The sequence below is a fragment of the Kitasatospora sp. MAA4 genome, assembly GCF_029893355.1.
Classification (GTDB): Bacteria; Actinomycetota; Actinomycetes; order Streptomycetales; family Streptomycetaceae; genus Kitasatospora.
This window is the reverse complement of sequence record NZ_JARZAI010000008.1, coordinates 171211-189543: the sequence shown is the minus strand read 5'-3', so window position 1 is coordinate 189543 and position 18333 is coordinate 171211. Positions and strand designations below refer to the sequence as shown.

The following is an 18333-nucleotide window of genomic DNA, read 5'->3' as shown; positions in this document are numbered from 1 at the left end:
TGGCCCACGCTGGGCTGTGCGTGGCGGGCTGGTTTTCTGTCATCGGCTGAAGAATAGGGCCGGGACGAGCACCTTGGGGTGGACTGCGCGGCCGTCCGTTCGGCCGAACCTGGCGCGCTGCCTCTACGCGCGTCCGGGCGCTGGAGGTCGCGCGACCCTAGCCTTCGTCTCGTGACGAGACGCGAACCGGAAGAGCTGTCACCGGTGCTGTGGTGGGTGCAGGGTGTGCTGCTGGTGGGCGCGGCCGGACTGCTGTACAGCCCGCTGGGGGTGTGGCTGCTGGTCGACCACGCGGTCATGGCGGTGGCGATGCTGGTGGTGGCGGCCGGGGCGCAGGCGCGTGCAGGTGCGTCCGCGCCGAGGAGGTGGGAGGCCGGAGCAGTCGGTGCTCTGGGCCTGCTGGGGCTGGCGGGACTGGCGATGCCCGTCGCGGTTTCGTGGTGGTGGATGGGCGCGTTCTGGCTCGTGGTCGCGTTCTGCGAGCTCCTCGCGGGTCCGGACCGGGACGATCCGGTCGCGATGTCGCTGCCGGTGGCGTTGTGGTTCGCGTTCGCGGGTGTGGTGACGCTGACGCTGCCGTACCGGCTGGGCACCGACCTCGCGCTCTGCTCGGTGGTGTTCCTGCTGGTCGCCGGCCTCTCGCTGGTGGTGCGCGGGGTGCGGCTCGGGCGAGTGGGGCGGGCCGGGAAGCCGTCGCGGCGCTGGGTCCGGCGGACCGCGGTGGCCGCGCAGGTCGCGGTGCTAATCGTCGCGGTCGGCGGGTACGCGGCCACCGTCACGGTCGCCTCCGACTTCCGGCAGGGCCAGCAGAGCGTCGCCGACTTCTACCGGCCACCGGCCGGGTCGGCGCCGGCCGCCCCGGGCGCGGTGATCCGCACCGAACCCGTCGAGGCGGCATCCGCCCACGGCAGCGGACGGCGAGTGCTCTACTGGTCGCAGGACAGGAACGGCCGGCCCACCGTCTCCTCCGGCATGGTGTGGACACCCGTCCAGGGCAGCGCGCAGGGGCGGCCGATCCTGGACTGGACGCACGGCACCGTCGGCCTCGACCCGCAGTGCGCACCCTCGCGCCGCGACCTCCCGTTGCAGAGCATGACCTGGATCAACCACGCCCTCGACCGGGGCTGGGTGGTCGCCGCCTCGGACTACGCCGGAGCGGGCGGTACCGCGGGCCCCGACGGCAGCGAGGCCTACTTCGTCCTCGCCGACCAGGCCCGCGACGCGCTGAACATCGCCCGCGCCGCCCGGTCCATGCCCGGCACCGGCGCCGGCGACCAGCTGACGGTCTTCGGCGCGTCCCAGGGCGGAGGCGTCGCCCTCGCAGCGGCCCAGCTCGCCGCCGCCTACACACCCGAACTGCACCTGGCCGGGGTCGCCGCCTCCGCCCCCGCGGCCAACGTGGGCCGGCTGCTCCAGGACCAGCCGGCGGACTCGTTGGGCTCCTGGTGGGTCGGCTCGATGGTGGTTCGCAGCTACGCCCAGGCGTACCCGGCCACCGCGCCGAGCGCGGTGCTGACCGACGCCGCACGACTGCGCCTGCCGGAGACCTCGCAGGCCGTCTGCGACAGCGAGCCGTGGCTGCTGCTGCCCCGACTGGTCGAACTGAACATGCTGGGCACGTTCTTCGCGCACCCGCCGCTGTCGGATCCCGCCTGGCAGCAGGCGTTCGCGGAGAACCGGGTCTCGTCGATGACTCCCGGCGTCCCGGTCTTCCTCGCGCAGGGGCTGAGTGACCCGCTGATCCTGCCCAAGTACACCGCCGGGCTGGTCCGGCGCTACTGCGCGGCGGGGACGGCGGTCACCACCGACTGGATGCCCGGGGTGTCCCACGACGGCTCGGTCCAGTCCGGTCCGGCCGCGATCGCCTGGCTGGCCGACCGGGTGGCCGGCCGGCCCGCGCCGAGCTCCTGCGCCGAGCCGCTCCCGGTCACTCCGGACTCCAACTGGTAGCCCGACAACGGATCTTCAGGCTGCTGCCGGGGCCGACCAGTCGATCCGGTGCTCGAACTGCCAGGCCATCTTCTCCGGGCTGATCAGCTTCATCCCGAGGGGCATCAGCGCGTCCCGGAGCACCCGCGCGACCGGGCCGGCGGCCTTGTTGCCGTTGGTCCGCTCGGCCGCCCTGATGATCCGCTCGACCCGCGGGCGGCGCAGCGCCTCGTACTGCGCCAGCGCCTGACGCAGCGGCAGATCGCGTAGGCAGCGCGCCAGTTCGACCGCGCTCTCGATGGCCAGCGACGCCCCCTGGCCGGAGCTGGACGAGGGCGCGTGCACGGAGTCCCCGACCAGCACCATCCGGTCCCTGCTCCAGTGCGGCATCACCGGCATGCTCTCCATCGGACCGGTGATCATCAGCTGGGCGGGGTCGGTGCGGCGGATCAGTTCGGCGGCCGGGGTTCGGTCGCCCGCGCACGCGACCTCCAGCTCCTTCAACCACCCCTCGGCACCGCGTGCCGAGGCCTCGGCCTGGGTGAGCGGCTCGGCCCACGGCAGGTTGACGAACCAGACGGCGTTGCCGTTGATCACCTGGAGGCCGAAGAAGGCCCGCTTGCCGAAGGTCATGTACATCTTGCCGCCGGTGTCCGGCACCAGGCCGGCCTGCGCGGTCATCGAGCCGAAGCCCTGAAGGCCGGCGTACCGCGGCTGCGGGGCGGCCGGGTCGATCAGGCCGCGCACGGTGGAGCGGATCCCGTCGGCGCCGATCAGCAGCTCGCCGGTGGCGGTGGAGCCGTCGGCGAACTGCGCCGTCACGCCGTCCGCGGTCCTCGTCACGCCGGTCAGCCGCTTGCCGTGCTCGATCCGGATGCCCCGCCGGACGGCTTCGCCGTACAGCGCCTGGTACAGGTCGCTGCGCATCACCAGCCTGGTCGGCTCCAGCCGGCCGGGGCTGCCGAACTCGGCGAGCCGCCGGCCGTTCCAGCTCTGCAGCACGATGGCGTCCATCGGGTCGCCGAGCCGGCGCACCAGGTCGCCGGCGCCGATCACGTCCAGCGCGGCCAGCCCGTTCGGCGCGAGCCCGAGCCCGGCGCCGACGCCGGTGGCGGTGTGCGTGTACGCCTCGTGGACGGTGGCCTCGATGCCCGCCTGCTGGAGGGCCATCGCGGTGACGGGTCCGGCGACTCCGCCGCCGATGACCAGCGCGTTCTTGATCCTCGTTGCCATGGCGGTCTGCCTCCTGATCTCGATCGCAGCAGACTCTCTGCCGACCGCTCCATAGTTGCACTGAATCTAGTTTCAGTGCAACTAGTTCCGTCGCGGGTAGCATCAGCGCATGAGTACCGCCGTGAAGAGCTCCCCCCTGGGCCTGACCGTCCTGTCGTTGCTGCACTTCAAGCCGCTGCACCCGTACGGCATGCAGCGGCTGCTCAAGCAGTGGGGAAAGGATCAGGTGGTGAACGTCGGCCAGCGCACCGGCCTGTACCGCGCCATCGACCGGCTGCTCACGGCGGGCCTGATCACCGTCCGCGAGACCGAGCGCGACCAGCAGTACCCGGAGCGGACCGTCTACGAGCTCACCGAGGCGGGCCGGGAGACCACCCGCAGCTGGCTGCTGGACATGCTCCGCACGCCCAAGCAGGAGTTCCCGGAGTTTCCGGTGGCCCTCTCCAACCTGATGCTGCTCGCCCCGGCCGAGATCGAGGAGGCCCTCGCCGCCCGCCTCGCCTCGGTCCGCGACACCCTGACCGCCCTGGAGCGCGGGCTGGCCGCGACCGCCGAGTTCGGCGTCCCCCGGGTCGCCCTGCTGGAGACCGAGTACAGCCTCGCCGTCGCCAGGGCCGAGGCCGGCTGGCTGGAGTCGGTCATCGCCGACCTCCGCTCGGGCGCGCTCGCCTGGAGCGCCGAAGAACTGCTCGCCGTCGCCACCGCCAGTGAGGCACAGGCGGTCTGACGTTTCGTCAGACCTGGTGGTGGCGGTAGAACTCGGCAGTGTCGGGCTCCGGAGGAGTGTTGCCCAGCAGGAGGTCGGCGGCCTTCTCGGCGAGCATCATCACGGGGGCGTAGATGTTGCCGTTGGTCACGTACGGCATCGCGGACGCGTCGACCACGTGCAGGCCCTCAAGTCCGTGCACCGCCATGGTGGTCGGGTCGAGCACCGACATCTCGTCGGTGCCCATCCGGGCGGTGCAGGACGGGTGCAGCGCGGTCTCGCCGTCCTTGGCCACCCACTCCAGGATCTGCTCGTCGGTCTCCACGCCCGGTCCGGGCGAGATCTCGCCGTCGCTGAACCCAGCGAAGGCGTCCTGGCCGAGGATCTTCCGAGTGACCCGGATCGCCTCCACCCACTCCCGCCGATCCTGGTCGGTCGAGAGGTAGTTGAACCTCAGTGCGGGGTGCTCGCGCGGATCCCTCGACCTGATCTTCACCGAGCCGCGGGCGTCGGAGTACATGGGTCCGATGTGCACCTGGTACCCGTGCCCGCCCGCCGGCGCGGAGCCGTCGTAGCGCACCGCGAGGGGCAGGAAGTGGAACATGAGGTTGGGATAGGCGACCTCCTCGTTGCTGCGGACGAAGCCGCCGCCCTCGAAGTGGTTGGTCGCTCCGGGGCCCTTGCGCAGGAAGAGCCACTGGGCACCGATGAGGGGCCGCCGCCACATCTTCATGGCCGGCTGCATCGACACCGGCTGCCTGCACGCGTGCTGCACGTACACCTCCAGGTGGTCCTGGAGGTTCTCGCCGACGCCGGGCAGGTGCTGGACGGTCCGGATGCCCAGCGCGCCCAGCTCCGCGGCGTTGCCCACCCCCGAAAGCTGGAGCAGCTGCGGGGAGTTGATCGCACCGCCGGACAGGATCACCCTGCCACCGCTCACCCGATGCGTCGTGCCGCCCTGACTGTACTCCACGCCGACCGCGCGCCTGCCCTCGAACAGCACGCGGCTGACCAGCGCCCGGGTCCGCACCGCGAGGTTGGGGCGGTCCTTGACCGGGTGCAGGTAGGCGCGGGCGGCGCTGAGGCGGCGACCGCGGTGCAGGTTGCGGTCGAAGGCGGCGAAGCCCTCCTGGCGGTAGCCGTTGACGTCGTCGGTCAGCGGGTAGCCGGCCTGCTGGACCGCCTCGAAGAACGCCGCGAACAGCGGATTGGTGACCGGTCCGCGCTCCAGAACGAGGGGGCCCTGATCTCCGCGGAAGGTGCCCTCACGATCGGCGAGGCAGTTCTCCATCCGCTTGAAGTAGGGCAGGCAGTGGGCGTAGTCCCAGTCCTTCATGCCCGGGTCGGCGGCCCAGCGCTCGTAGTCGAGCGGGTTGCCGCGCTGGAAGATCATCCCGTTGATGCTGCTGGAGCCGCCGAGCACCTTGCCCCGGGCGTGGTAGATCTTCCGCCCGTTCATGAACGGTTCCGGCTCGGACTCGTACTTCCAGTCGTAGAAGCGGCTGCCGATCGGGAAGGTCAGGGCGGCCGGCATGTGGATGAAGACGTCCCACGGGTAGTCGGGCCGGCCCGCCTCCAGCACCAGCACGCGGTGGGCGGGGTCGGCGCTGAGCCGGGCCGCGAGCGCACAGCCGGCCGAACCTCCGCCGACGATGATGAAGTCGTACTGCTGCAAGGTCATGGGTGTCCTGTCCTGCCATGGGGGATCGCTGTCGGGAGGTGACGCCGATTCTGCGAGTCTGGCGGGGTGGCGAGTTCAGCTTGTCGCACTGTTGTGCTTTACGCAACACCGTGCGTAGTCTGAAACAGCATTGAGGAGGTAGTCCGCGATGTCCCACCAGTTGCCGGCCCACCAGTTGCCCGAACACCCCGACTGGTTGTGGCGCACCCCCGACCCCAAGCGCTCCTACGATGTGATCATCGTCGGCGCAGGAGGCCACGGGCTGGCCACCGCCTACTACTTGGCCCGCAACCACGGCATCACCAACGTCGCCGTCCTCGAACGCGGTTGGCTGGCCGGCGGCAACATGGCCCGGAACACCACCATCATCCGGTCGAACTACCTGTGCGAGGAGAGCGCGGCGCTCTACGAGCACGCGCTGAAGCTCTGGGAGGTGCTGCCCCAGGAGTTGGAGTACGACTTCCTGTTCAGCCAGCGCGGCGTGCTCAACCTGGCCCACACCCTTCAGGACGTCCGCGAGGGCACCCGCCGGGTGAACGCCAACCGGCTCGGCGGGGTCGACGCCGAGTGGCTGGACACCGACCAGGTCCGTGCGTTCTGCCCGATCGTCAACACCTCTCCCGACCTGCGCTATCCGGTGCTCGGCGCGACCCTGCAACCGCGGGCCGGCATCGCCAAGCACGACCACGTCGCCTGGGCACTGGCGCGCCGGGCGGACGAGTACGGCGTCGACCTGATCCAGGGCTGCGAGGTCACCGGATTCCTGCGCGACGGCGACCGCGTGACCGGCGTGCGGACCAACCGGGGGCCGATCAGCGCGGGGAGGGTCGCGCTGGCCGCCGCCGGGCACAGCAGCGTCCTCGCCGACCTGGCCGGACTGCGGCTCCCCGTGCAGAGCCACCCCTTGCAGGCCCTCGTCTCCGAGCTGCTGGAACCCGTGCACCCGACCGTCGTGATGTCCAACCACGTGCACGTGTACGTGAGTCAGGCACACAAGGGCGAGCTGGTGATGGGCGCGGGCGTGGACTCCTACAACGGCTACGGGCAGCGCGGATCGTTCCACATGATCGAGCACCAGATGGCCGCCGCCCTCGAACTGTTCCCGATCTTCGCCCGGGCGCACGTGCTGCGGACCTGGGGCGGCATCGTCGACGTCACCCCCGACGCCTCACCGATCATCGGCCCGACGCCGATCGGGAACCTCTACCTCAACTGCGGGTGGGGCACCGGCGGCTTCAAGGCGACGCCCGCCTCCGGGTGGGTGTACGCGCACACCATCGCCACCGGCGAGCCGCACCCGCTGGCCGCGCCCTTCGGGCTGGAGCGGTTCACCACCGGCGCGCTCATCGACGAGCACGGCGCCGCCGCCGTCGCGCACTAGAAGTCGCCAGGAACCACTAGGAGTTCGGAATGCTGCTGATCGCCTGTCCGTGGTGCGGCGAACGAGAGGAGCTCGAGTTCCACTACGGCGGCCAGGCCCATGTCGGCTACCCGGCGAACCCCGAGGGGCTGACCGACAGCGAGTGGGCCGAGTACCTCTTCGTCCGCGACAACCCGAAGGGCCTCTTCGCGGAACGCTGGTCGCACGCCGCCGGATGCCGGCGCTGGTTCAACCTGATCCGACACACCGTCACCCACCAGATCCTGGCCGTGCAGAGCAATCGCCCGGTGGCGGCCGGCCAGCCGAAGCCGGTGATCCCTTGAACCGCCTTTCCGACGGCGGGCGCGTCGACCGCTCCGCTCCGCTGCGCTTCACCTTCGACGGCGTGCAGTACACCGGACTGCGCGGCGACACCCTCGCCTCCGCCCTGCTCGCCAACGACGTGCTGCACACCGCCCCGAGCCTCTATCGCGGACGGCCGCGCGGCATCGCCACGGCCGGGGTCGAGGAGCCCAACGCCCTGGTCCAGATCGAGGGGCCCGGTGCGGAGCCGATGCGGCTCGCGACGACGGTCGAGCTGTACGAGGGCCTCTCGGCGACCAGCCTGCGCGGCCGCGGCCGCCTCGACCCGGCCCTGGACGAAGGCGTCTACGACAAGATGCACGTCCACACCGAGGTCCTGATCGTCGGCGGTGGCCCGGCCGGCCTGGCCGCCGCCCTCGCCGCCGCACGCTCCGGCGCCCGGGTCGTCCTGGTCGACGACCAGCCGGAGCTCGGCGGGTCCCTGCTCGCCGGGCGGGAGGAGATCGACGGCCGTCCGGCGCTCGACTGGGTGGCGGACGTCCGTGCGGAGCTGACCGCGCAGGCCGACACCCGGATCCTCACCAGGTCGACGGCGACCGGCTACTACGACCACAACTACCTGCTCGTCGCCGAGGACCGCACCGGCCGCCCAGGGCCTGTCCGACAGACGCTGTGGCACATCCGGGCCCGGCGGGTGGTGCTGGCAACCGGCTCGCACGAGCGGCCGATGGTCTTCGCCGGAAACGACCTGCCGGGCGTGATGTCCGCCGCCGCCGTGCGCGCGTACCTGAACCGGTACGCCGTGCTCCCCGGCCGCCGCTGCGTCCTGCTGACCACCAACGACCACGCCTACGCCGTCGCGCTCGACCTGGTCTCGGCCGGCGCGCAGGTGGCGGCGCTGGTCGACACCCGGCCCCGGCCGCCGGCCGAGCTGGTGGACTCCGCGCGCCGCGCCGGGATCGAGGTCATCGCCGGATCGGCCGTGGTCGCCGCCCGGGGCGGGGCGCGCGTGCAGGCGGTGCGGATCGCCGCGCTCGATGCCGCCGATACGATCAGCGGCCCGGTCCGCGAGGTGGCGTGCGACCTGCTCGCCGTCTCGGGGGGCTGGAGCCCGGCCGTTCAGCTGTGGAGCCAGTCCCAGGGCAGCCTGCGCTACGACGAGGCACTGGCCGCGTTCGTCCCCGACGAGGCGGCGCAGAACGTCGACAGCGTCGGCGCCTCGCGCGGCGTCCTCGACCTGGCCGGGTGCCTGGACGACGGGTTCGCCGCCGGGGCCCGGGCGGCCGCACTGGCCGGCTTCCCGGTCGCCGTGCCCCCCACGCCGCCCACCTCCGGTGACGGCCGGCCCGCCCGGCCGCGACCGGTGTGGGTGGTGCCCGGCGAGAGCGGCGAACCGTCCGACTGGAGCGAGCACTTCGTCGACCTCCAGCGTGACGCGACGGTCGCCGACGTGCAGCGCGCGATCCGGGCCGGGATGCGCTCGGTCGAGCACATCAAGCGGTACACGACCATCGGGACCGCGCACGACCAGGGCAAGGCCTCCGGGGTGAGCGCCACCGGGGTCATCGCCCGGCTGCTCGGCGCCCGCTCGCCGGGCGAGGTCGGCACCACCACCTTCCGCGGCCCGTACGTTCCGCTGACCTTCGCGCTGCTCGCCGGACGCGAACGCGGCGCCCTCTTCGACCCGGTGCGCACCACCGCGATCCACCCGTGGCACGTCCGGCACGGCGCCGTCTTCGAGAACGTCGGCCAGTGGAAGCGGCCCCGGTACTACCCGCGGCCCGGGGAGTCGATGGAGGCGGCCGTCCTGCGCGAGTGCGGCGCGGCCCGCGAGGGCGTCGGCGTGATGGACGCGACCACCCTCGGCAAGATCGACGTGATCGGCCCCGACGCCGGCGAGTTCCTGAACCGGGTCTACACCAACGCCTTCGCCAAGTTGGCCGTCAACTCCGCGCGGTACGGCGTGATGTGCCGCGCCGACGGCATGGTCTTCGACGACGGCGTGACCCTGCGCCTGGCCCAGGACCACTACGTCATGACCACCACGACCGGGAACGCCGCAGGCGTCCTCGACTGGCTGGAGGAGTGGCTGCAGACCGAATGGCCCGAACTGCGCGTGCGTTTCACCTCGGTGACCGAGCAGTGGGCCACGGTCGCGGTGGTCGGCCCCCGATCACGCGAGGTGCTCACCGCCCTCGCCCCGGAGCTGGACGTGTCGAACGACGCCTTCCCGTTTATGACGGCCCGTCAGATCTTGCTGGCCAACGGCGTGTCGGCACGGATCTGCCGGATCTCCTTCTCCGGTGAACTGGCCTTCGAGATCAACGTCGCGAGCTGGTACGGCCTGGCCACCTGGGAGTCGGTGATCCGGGCCGGCGAGCACCTGGGCATCACCCCGTACGGCACCGAGACCATGCACGTCCTGCGCGCCGAGAAGGGCTACCCCATCGTCGGCCAGGACACCGACGGCACGGTCACCCCGCACGATCTGGGCATGGAGTGGGTCGTCTCCCGACACAAGGACTTCATCGGCAAGCGCTCCTTCGCCCGCGCGGACACCGCGCGCACCGACCGCAGGCAGCTGGTCGGCCTGCTGCCGGTGGACCCCGCCGTGCTGCTGCCGGAAGGCGCGCAACTCGTGGCGGATGCCGAAGTCGCCGTTCCCACAAAGGCTCTGGGACACGTCACCTCCAGCTACCGCAGCGCGGCGCTCGGCCGCACCTTCGCCCTGGCGCTGGTGGCCGGCGGGCGGGAGCGGCTGGGCGAGACGGTGTACGCGCCGCTGGCCGACGGCGGCATGATCGCCGCCACCATCACCGACACCGTGCTGTACGACCCGAAGGGAACCCGCCGTGACGGCTGAGAACCTGCCCACCTTGCACGCCTTGCGGCGCAGCCCGATCGGGCACCTCACCGATGTCCTCGCCGAGCACTCGGCCGCCGGTAGGCGCAGTGTGCGGCTGCGCGAAGTGCCGTTCCTGGCGCAGCTCGACCTCCAGCTGCACCAGCACGGCTCGGCCGCATTTGATCGGATCGCCTCGGCCCTGGGCGAGCCGCTGCCGACCACCCCGAACACCGCCGTTGAGGCGGGCGACCTGCGGGTGCTCTGGCTGGGCCCGCAGGAGTGGCTGCTGATCGGCCCGGACGGCTCCGCGCCCGCCACGGCGGACCTGCTGCGCGCGGCGCTGGGGGACGAACCCGGGTCGCTGGTGGACGTCTCCGCCAACCGCACCACGCTCGAACTGGCCGGCCCCGCAGCCCGCCAGGTCCTGGAGAAGGGCTGCGCCCTGGACCTGCACCCGCGCTCCTTCGGGCCGGGCCGCTGCGCGCAGACCCTGCTGTCGAAGGTCGGCGTGATCCTCCACCAGGTCGACGCGGAGCCGACCTACCGGCTGCTGGTCCGCGGCTCCTTCGCGCAGTACCTGGCGGACTGGCTGCTCGACGCGATGGTCCTGCTCTAGCGCAGCCGATCGGTGACCCACTGGTGGAACGCCCCGATGTGGTGCTCGCTCGGCACCAGCACGCCGCCGGTCCGGTAGGCGCGCGAGTCCATGGCGGGCTGGCAGCGCTCGCAGGCGTCGAAGTCCTGCACGTTGACGCGGTGGAAGAGCTCCACCGAGCGGGAGACGTCGCGGCCTGCTTCCACCACGTCCTTGAGGAAGAGCCAGTCGCACTCCACCACGGTGTGGTCGGCGGCCAGCGGGTACATCCGGTGCACGATGACGTGGTCGGGCACCAGGTTGACGAAGACCTGCGGCTTCATCGTGATCGCGAAGTACCTGCGGTCCTGCTCGTCGGAGACGGTCGGGATCCGGTCCGCGCCCGCGCTGCCGTCGACGGTGAATCCCTGGACCTCGCCGGCGAACTCCGCGCCGTGTCCGACGTAGGACTGCGCGGCGTAGCCGCCGGCGAACTCCGGTAGCACCTCGGTCAGTTCGGGGTGGATGGTCGCGCAGTGGTAGCACTCCATGAAGTTCTCGACGATCAACTTCCAGTTGGCGCGCACCTCGTAGCGAATCCGGCGGCCGACCGAGAGTCCGTCGACCTGGTAGCGGTCGATGGCGGACGGATCACCGAGCCGCTCGGTCGCCGCGCCGATGATGTCCGTCTCGAAGGAGGGCGGTTCCTCGGCCAGGCAGACCCACACGTAGCCGAGCCACTCGCGCACGTGCACCGGCAGCAGGCCGTAGGTGGTGCGGTCCACGTCCGGCATGCCGGTCAGGTGCGGCGCGGCGACCAGCTTGCCGTCCAGGCCGTAGGTCCAGGCGTGGTACGGGCATTGGAAGGCCCGCTTGACCTCGCCGGCCTCCTGGGTGCACAGTCGCGCGCCGCGGTGGCGGCAGATGTTGAGGAACGCCTTGACGCTGTCGTCCCGGGACCGGGTCACCAGCACGCTCTCCCGGCCGACCTGCACGGTCCGGAAGCTGCCCGGCCGCTCGAGGTCGTCCGCCCGCACGGCGCAGAACCACATCTGCTCGAAGATCCGCTCCTGTTCCCGCGCGAAGATCTGCGGGTCGGTGTAGGAGGAGCCGGGGAGGGTGGGGAGCAGGCTCGGCGGGAGTTCGCTCGTCATGATGCTGCGCCTTTCGTCAGCGGCGGATGCGGGCCATCTTCGGGTCGAACAGCGGCTCCTCGGTGACGGTCGCGGGCAGCCGCTCGCCGAAGTACTCCACGCTCACCCGGGTGCCGGGGCCGGCGGCGGCCCGGGGCAGCCAGGCGTAGGCGAGGGAGGCGCCGATGCTGTACCCGTAGGCGGCGCTGGTGACGTACCCGGCGGGGACACCGTCGACGTACACCGGCTCCCTGCCCATGACCACGGCCTGCGGATCGTCGAGAAGCAGGCAGACCAGTCGGCGCGACACCGTCTGCTCGTCGACGCCGAGCAGCGCCTGCCGGCCCAGGAAGTCACCCTTGTCCATCCGGACGGCGAAGCCGAGTCCCGCCTCGAAGGGGTTGTGTTCCGCGGTCAGGTCGGTGCCCCAGGAGCGGTAACCCTTCTCCAGGCGCAGGCTGTTGAAGGCGCTGCGGCCGGCGGCGAGGACGCCGAGCGGCTGCCCGGCGGTCCAGAGGGTGTCCCACAGCTTGGGGCCGCAGTCGGCGGTGGTGTACAGCTCCCAGCCGAGTTCGCCGACGTAGGACAGCCGCATCGCGGTGACCGGCACGTTGCCGACGTAGGCCGGCTTCGCCTTGAAGTAGCCGAAGCCCCTGTGCGAGACGTCCGCGTCGGTGAGCGGTTGGAGAAGGTCGCGGGCGCGTGGGCCCCAGAGGCCGATGCAGCAGGTGCCGGCGGTCGTGTCGCGGACCTGGACCGAACCGTCGTCGGGCAGGTGGCGGGTGAGCCAGTCGAGGTCGAGATTGCCGTTGGCGCCGAGCTGGAAGCGCTCTTCGCCGAGCCGGGCCGCCGTCAGGTCGCTGCGGACGCCACCGGTCTCGTCCAGCAGCAGGGTGTAGGTGACGGACCCGACCGGCTTGTCGAGCTGGTTGGTGGTCAGGTACTGGAGGAACGCGAGCGAACCGGGACCGGTGACCTCCAGCCGCTTGAGCGGGGTCATGTCGTACATCGCCACGCGCTCGCGGGTGGCCAGCGCCTCGGCGCCCGCGATCGGCGACCAGTAGCGCGAGGCCCACGCACCCCGTCCGGGGATCGAAGCCACCTCGGCCAGAGCGGCGTTGGCCTCGTACCAGTGCGGCCGCTCCCAGCCGGCCGCCTCCAGGAAGTAGGCGCCGAGTTCGCGCTGGCGGGCGTGGAAGGGGCTGACCCGCAGCGGGCGCGGCTCAGCCATGGGTTGCAGGGGGTGGATGATGTCGTAGACCTCGACGAAGTTCTGGCAGCCGCGCCGGTGCACGTAGGAGGGGGCGAGCTGCACCGCCTCGAAGCGGTTCAGGTCGCACTCGTGCACGTCGGTGCGCGGCGTGCCCTCGACCAGCCACTCGGCCATCGCCCTGGCCACGCCCGCCGAGTGGGTCACCCAGACGGCCTCGGCGACCCAGAAGCCGCGCAGCTGCGGCGACTGCCCCATCAGCGGGAAGCCGTCGGTGGTGAAGGAGAAGATGCCGTTGAAGCCCTCCTCCACCTCGGTCCGGGCGAGCGCGGGCAGGAGCTGCTGCGAGTCGGCCCAGGCCTGCTCGAAGTCCGCTGCGGTGAACGGCAGCATCGACGGCATCCCGGGCCCGCCCGGGAGGTCGTCCAGGTCGACGGGCATCGGGCCGTGGGCGTAGGAGCCGATGCCGATCCGGTCGCCGTGCTCGCGGTAGTAGAGGTCGCGGTCCTGGTGGCGCAGGATCGGCTTGGAGGCCTCCAGCGCCTCGGAGTTGTGGCCGGCCAGCGCGGGGACCGGGGTGGTCCTGGCGTACTGGTGGGCCAGCGGGACCAACGGGACGGTGAGCCCGGCCATCCGGCCGATCCTCGGCCCCCAGAACCCGGCGCAGGAGACGACCACGTCGGCCGGGAAGCTGCCCCGGTCGGTGGCGACGGCGGTGACCCTGCCGCCCGCCGACTCGATCCCGGTGACGGTGTGGTGGGGCAGGAAGCGGGCACCGCGCTCGATCGCCCGCCGGGCCTGCGCCTCGCCCGCGCGGACGGCCCTGGCCAGGCCGTCGGTGGGCACGTGGAAGCCGCCGAGGATCCGGTCCGGGTCGAGCAGCGGGTGCAGGGCCGCGCACTGCTCGGGGTCGAGCAGCGTGCCCGCCACCCCCCAGGAGGCGGCCAGCCCGTGCTTGCGGCTCAGCTCGGCGAGCCGCTGCGCGGTGGTGGCCACCTCCAGCCCGCCGACCTGGCGGAAGCACCACTGGCCGTCGAGGGTCAGCTCCGCGTACTTGCGGACGGTGTAGGAGGCGAACTCGGTCATGGTCTTGGAGGAGTTGGTCTGGAACACCAGACCCGGTGCGTGCGAACTCGACCCGCCGGTGGCGAAGAGGGGGCCCTGCTCCAGCACGGTGACGTCGGTCCAGCCGCGTGCGGTGAGTTCGTCGCTCAGCGCGCAGCCGACGATCCCGGCACCGACGATCACGACCTTCGGTTGGGCTGTCAAAGCATCCATCCCCTCGGGGAGTCGGGGAGTTGCATATGGCGCATCCAACTGCGCGATGAGAAACAGACTCGACCTCGCCCTGCACGCTGTCAAGAGCCCGCCCCCAGCCCTGCTGGAACCGCCCCCTTGACATGGATTTGAGGCCCTTTCATACTCGCCGCACAAGTTGCGCATGAAGACAGACGTCTCGTATCGCGCAACTCATCGAGAGGCGGCAGCCTGTGCCCCTGACGAGTGACCCTGCCTGTCTGCTGATCGACGGCACCTGGACGGCGGCCGAGGACGGCCGGCAGCGAGCCGTCGTCAATCCCTTCGACGCGTCCACGCTGGCGTTGGTCGCCGAAGCGTCAGCCGCCGACGTGGGCCGGGCCGTTCGCGCCGCCCGGGCTGCCTTCGACGAGGGCTCCTGGGCGCACGCCCCGGCCGCCCGCCGCGCGGGCGTCCTGACGGCCACCGCCGACGCGCTCCAGGAGCAGCGCGAGGAACTGGCCGTGCTGGAAACGCTCGACACGGGCAAGACCCTGTCGGAGAGCCGCGCCGACGTCGACGACGCCACGGCCGTTCTCCGCTACTACGCGGCGCTGTCGGCGGCCGACCCGAGCCGCACGGTCGACACCGGACGGCCCGACGCGGTCAGCCGCGTGGTGCACGAACCGGTGGGCGTCTGCGCGCTGATCACGCCGTGGAACTACCCGCTGCTGCAGATCTGTTGGAAGATCGCCCCGGCCCTGGCGGCCGGAAACACCGTGGTGGCCAAGCCCAGTGAGGTCACCCCGCTCACCACGATCCGCCTCTTCCGACTGCTCCAGCGGAAGTTGGAGCAGGCCGGCGCGCCCAGCGGCACAGCAAACCTGGTCCTGGGCGGCGGTGCCATCGGTGCCGCGCTGGCCGAGCACCCCGAGGTCGACCTGGTCTCCTTCACCGGCGGTCTCGCCACCGGCCGCTCGGTGATGCGGGCGGCGGCCGACACCGTCAAGAAGGTCGCGCTGGAACTCGGCGGCAAGAACCCCAACATCATCTTCGCCGACGCCGACCTGGACGCCGCGGTCGACTTCGCACTCACCGCCGCCTTCCTGCACTCCGGCCAGGTCTGCTCCGCCGGCTCACGACTGCTGCTGCACCGAAGCCTGCATGCCGAGTTCACCGCCGAGTTGGCCCGCCGCGCCGAGCTCATCCGGCTCGGCAGCGGGCTGGAGAAGGGCGTCGAGACCGGTCCGCTGGTCTCCGCGGAACACCGGGAGAAGGTCGAGCGCCTGCTCGCGGGCGCTCTCGCCGAGGGCGCGGTGCTCCGCGCCGGCGGCGGCCGGCCCTCCGAGCCCGAGTTGCAGGCGGGCTTCTTCCTGCGACCCACCGTGCTCGACGGCTGCCACGCCGGCATGACGGTGGTGCGCGAGGAGGTGTTCGGACCCGTCCTCACCGTCGAACTCTTCGACCAGGAGGACGAGGTGGTGGCCCTGGCCAACGACACCCCGTACGGTCTGGCCGGCGCGGTGTGGACACAGGACGCCGAACGCGGCGAGCGAGTGGCGACCCGGCTGCGCCTCGGCACCGTCTGGATCAACGACTACCACCCGTACGTGCCGCAGGCCGAATGGGGCGGGTTCAAGCAGTCCGGAACCGGCCGCGAACTCGGCCCGTCCGGGCTGCGCGAGTACCAGGAGACCAAGCACATCTGGCGCACCGTCAGCCCCGCCGCCCAGCACTGGTTCGCCGGCTGACCTCCCCCACTCCCCCGCCTCTGGAGCGACCTTGAGCAATCCGGGAATGTCCAGCAGAACCAGTACCGCTCCCCCGCCCGGCGACGACACCGCCGACCTCGCCCGCTTCGGCTACCGACAGGAGCTGGAGCGTTCGCTCGGCTCCTTCTCCAGCTTCGCCGCCGGCTTCAGCTACATCTCGATCATGACCGGTGTCTTCCAGCTCTTCGGCTTCGGATTCGCCTCCGGCGGCCCGGCCTTCATCTGGACCTGGCCGCTGGTCTTCATCGGCCAGGGGGCGGTGGCCCTCTGCTTCGCCGAGATGGCGGGCCAGTTCCCGCTGGCCGGCTCGGTCTACCAGTGGTCCAAGCAGATAGCGCGGCCGGCGGTCTCCTGGATGTCCGGCTGGATCATGACCGTGGGGGCGGTCGTCACCGCGGCCGCCGTGGCGGTCGCCTACCAGATCATCCTGCCGCAGGTCTCACTGGCCTTCGAGATCGTCGGCGGCTCCGGCGACGCCGGGCAGACCACGACGCCCAACGGTGCCAAGAACGCGATCCTGCTCGCCCTGGGCCTGATCGTCTTCACCACGATCGTCAACATCATCGGCGTCCGGCTGATGGCGAAGATCAACAACTTCGGCGTCGCGGTCGAACTGATCGGCGTCACGCTGCTCATCATCATGCTGGCCGTGCACATCAAGCGCGGCCCGCAGGTCGTCCTACAGACCCAGGGCACCGGGGCCGGCCACTCCTGGGGCTACCTCGGAGCCTTCCTGGTGGCCTCGATCATGAGCGCGTACGTCTTCTACGGCTTCGACACCGCCGGGTCGCTGGCCGAGGAGACCAGGGAACCGCGCCGGCACGCTCCCCGAGCCATCCTGCGCGCGCTCACCGCCGCCTTCCTCGCGGGCGGACTGCTCATGCTCGTCGGCATGATGGCGGTCGGGAACATCAAGGCGCAGGAACTCGGCACGCTCGGCATGCCCTACCTGATCAAGAGCACGCTCGGCACCGGCCTCGGCGACGTCTTCCTGGTCTGCTCGGCGATCGCCATCACGGTCTGCTGCCTCGCCGTGCAGACGGCCGCCATCCGGCTGCTCTTCTCGATGGCCCGCGACGGACGCCTTCCCTTCGGCGCCTCGATCGCCAGGGTCTCCCCCAGGTCCGGCACCCCGGTGCTGCCCGCCGTCATCACCGGTGTGCTGACCATCGCCCTGCTGCTCGTCAACATCGGCAACCAGCGGGTCTTCTACATCCTCACCTCGGTCGCCATCCTGCTCTTCTACATCCCCTACCTGCTGGTCACCGCCCCGATGCTGATACAGCGCCTGCGAGGCCGGTGGCCGCGGGCGGACCACGGCCCGTACTTCGGCATGGGCCGCTGGGGGCTCGCGGTGAACATCGTGGCCGTGCTCTACGGCGCGGCCATGACCGTCAACCTGGCGTGGCCGCGAGCCGCCGTCTACGGCAACGACCACTGGTACTACCAGTGGGGCGCCCTGGTGTTCACCGCGGCGATCGCGGCGATCGGCGGCCTGCTCTACCTGCGCTACCGCCGAGTCACCGACTCCTGAGCATCCGGGCGGAGGTAGCCGAGCCGGGCCGATACCTGCTCGGCCGCGGAGCGCACCGCGGCGGCCACCTGCGGGATCCGGTCCTCGGTCAGCCGGAAGGAGGGGCCCGAGGCGCTGATGGCGGCCACCACCTGACCGTTCTGCGCGAGGACCGGGGCCGCGACCGCGTTCAGCCCCGGCTCCAACTCCTCGACGCAGAAGGCGAAGCCCTGCGTACGGACCTGCTCCAACTGCTGCACCAGGGCATCGCAGTCGGTCAGCGTGCGCGGCGTGAACCGCTCCAGCGGCGCGGCCAGCCTGCTCGTCAGCAGATCGCCGGGCAGGTGGGCCAGCAGCACCTTCCCGCTGGAGGTGGCGTGCAGGGCCGTCCGCTGACCGATCCAGTTGTGCGTGGTGAGAGCGGACGGGCCGAAGACCTGGTCGATGTTGACGGCCGCGTCACCGTCCAGGATCGCCAGGTTGATCGTCTCCGCGACCTCGACGGCCAGCCGCTCGCAGATCGGCCGGCTCTGCTGGGACAGGTCCATCCGGACCGTCGCGGCGCCGGCGAGCCGGATCAGGCCCAGGCCCAGGCGGTACTTCCCGCGCTCGCCCGACTGCTCGACGAGTCCGCGCATCTCCAGGGCGGCGGCGAGGCGGAACGCCGTCGACTTGTGCACCCCCAGCTCCGCTGCGATCTCGGTGACGCCCGTCTCCCCCCGGCGAGCCAGGATCTCCAGGATGGTCACCGCCCGGTCAACGGACTGAACCGGGGATTCCGTCTGACTGTTGCTCATAACGCAACAGTATGCCCTCT

At 71.4% G+C, this 18333-nt stretch carries 13 protein-coding genes; 8 read left to right on the top strand and 5 right to left on the bottom strand.

The genetic code is table 11. The features are described from left to right. The first annotated feature begins 171 nt into the window (after positions 1–171). On the top strand, positions 172–1950 hold the full coding sequence (locus tag P3T37_RS13585) for a lipase family protein (protein WP_280723834.1): 1779 nt from the start codon (positions 172–174) through the stop codon (positions 1948–1950). A gap of 15 nt (positions 1951–1965) precedes the next feature. Here P3T37_RS13585 and P3T37_RS13580 read toward each other — a convergent pair whose 3' ends face one another. Beyond that, on the bottom strand, positions 1966–3162 hold the full coding sequence (locus tag P3T37_RS13580) for an FAD-dependent monooxygenase (RefSeq protein ID WP_280723833.1): 1197 nt from the start codon (positions 3160–3162) through the stop codon (positions 1966–1968). 109 nt (positions 3163–3271) lie between these two features. Here P3T37_RS13580 and P3T37_RS13575 point away from each other — a divergent pair, with 109 nt between their 5' ends. Further along, a complete protein-coding gene (locus tag P3T37_RS13575) occupies positions 3272–3889 on the top strand; it encodes a PadR family transcriptional regulator (protein ID WP_280723832.1) in 618 nt (205 codons plus the stop codon). Between the two features lie 7 nt (positions 3890–3896). On the opposite strand, the gene betA is transcribed toward P3T37_RS13575, so the two are convergent. Next, entirely contained in the window at positions 3897–5549 is a 1653-nt protein-coding gene (gene betA, locus P3T37_RS13570) for a choline dehydrogenase (protein ID WP_280723831.1), read from the bottom strand. A 148-nt stretch (positions 5550–5697) separates the two neighbouring features. Here betA and P3T37_RS13565 point away from each other — a divergent pair, with 148 nt between their 5' ends. From P3T37_RS13565 to P3T37_RS13550, 4 genes are read left to right on the top strand one after another with little or no spacing between them, the layout of a single operon-like run. Further along, entirely contained in the window at positions 5698–6930 is a 1233-nt protein-coding gene (locus P3T37_RS13565) for a sarcosine oxidase subunit beta family protein (RefSeq protein ID WP_280723830.1), read from the top strand. Between the two features lie 29 nt (positions 6931–6959). Next, positions 6960–7253 (top strand): sarcosine oxidase subunit delta, encoded by a 294-nt coding sequence (locus tag P3T37_RS13560; RefSeq protein WP_280723829.1) that lies wholly within the window; start codon positions 6960–6962, stop codon positions 7251–7253. Further along, positions 7250–10096 (top strand): sarcosine oxidase subunit alpha family protein, encoded by a 2847-nt coding sequence (locus P3T37_RS13555; protein ID WP_280723827.1) that lies wholly within the window; start codon positions 7250–7252, stop codon positions 10094–10096. Before P3T37_RS13560 ends, P3T37_RS13555 begins: the two co-directional genes overlap by 4 nt. Beyond that, positions 10086–10694 carry a sarcosine oxidase subunit gamma family protein gene (locus tag P3T37_RS13550; protein ID WP_280723826.1) on the top strand — a complete coding sequence of 203 codons (609 nt, stop codon included), beginning with the start codon at positions 10086–10088 and terminating at the stop codon, positions 10692–10694. Before P3T37_RS13555 ends, P3T37_RS13550 begins: the two co-directional genes overlap by 11 nt. On the opposite strand, the gene P3T37_RS13545 is transcribed toward P3T37_RS13550, so the two are convergent. After that, complete coding sequence (locus P3T37_RS13545; protein ID WP_280723825.1) at positions 10691–11806, bottom strand: aromatic ring-hydroxylating dioxygenase subunit alpha; 1116 nt, start codon at positions 11804–11806, stop codon at positions 10691–10693. The two genes, P3T37_RS13550 and P3T37_RS13545, sit on opposite strands and share 4 nt — an antisense overlap. 16 nt (positions 11807–11822) lie before the next feature. After that, a complete protein-coding gene (locus tag P3T37_RS13540) occupies positions 11823–14264 on the bottom strand; it encodes an FAD-dependent oxidoreductase (RefSeq protein WP_348533238.1) in 2442 nt (813 codons plus the stop codon). A gap of 221 nt (positions 14265–14485) precedes the next feature. Here P3T37_RS13540 and P3T37_RS13535 point away from each other — a divergent pair, with 221 nt between their 5' ends. Further along, positions 14486–15982, top strand: a complete 1497-nt coding sequence (locus P3T37_RS13535; protein ID WP_280723823.1) for an aldehyde dehydrogenase family protein — start codon at positions 14486–14488, stop codon at positions 15980–15982. A gap of 46 nt (positions 15983–16028) precedes the next feature. Next, positions 16029–17537 carry an amino acid permease gene (locus P3T37_RS13530; protein WP_280723822.1) on the top strand — a complete coding sequence of 503 codons (1509 nt, stop codon included), beginning with the start codon at positions 16029–16031 and terminating at the stop codon, positions 17535–17537. Here P3T37_RS13530 and P3T37_RS13525 read toward each other — a convergent pair. Then, on the bottom strand, positions 17513–18313 hold the full coding sequence (locus P3T37_RS13525) for an IclR family transcriptional regulator (protein ID WP_280723821.1): 801 nt from the start codon (positions 18311–18313) through the stop codon (positions 17513–17515). The genes P3T37_RS13530 and P3T37_RS13525 overlap by 25 nt on opposite strands. Positions 18314–18333 lie beyond the last annotated feature (20 nt).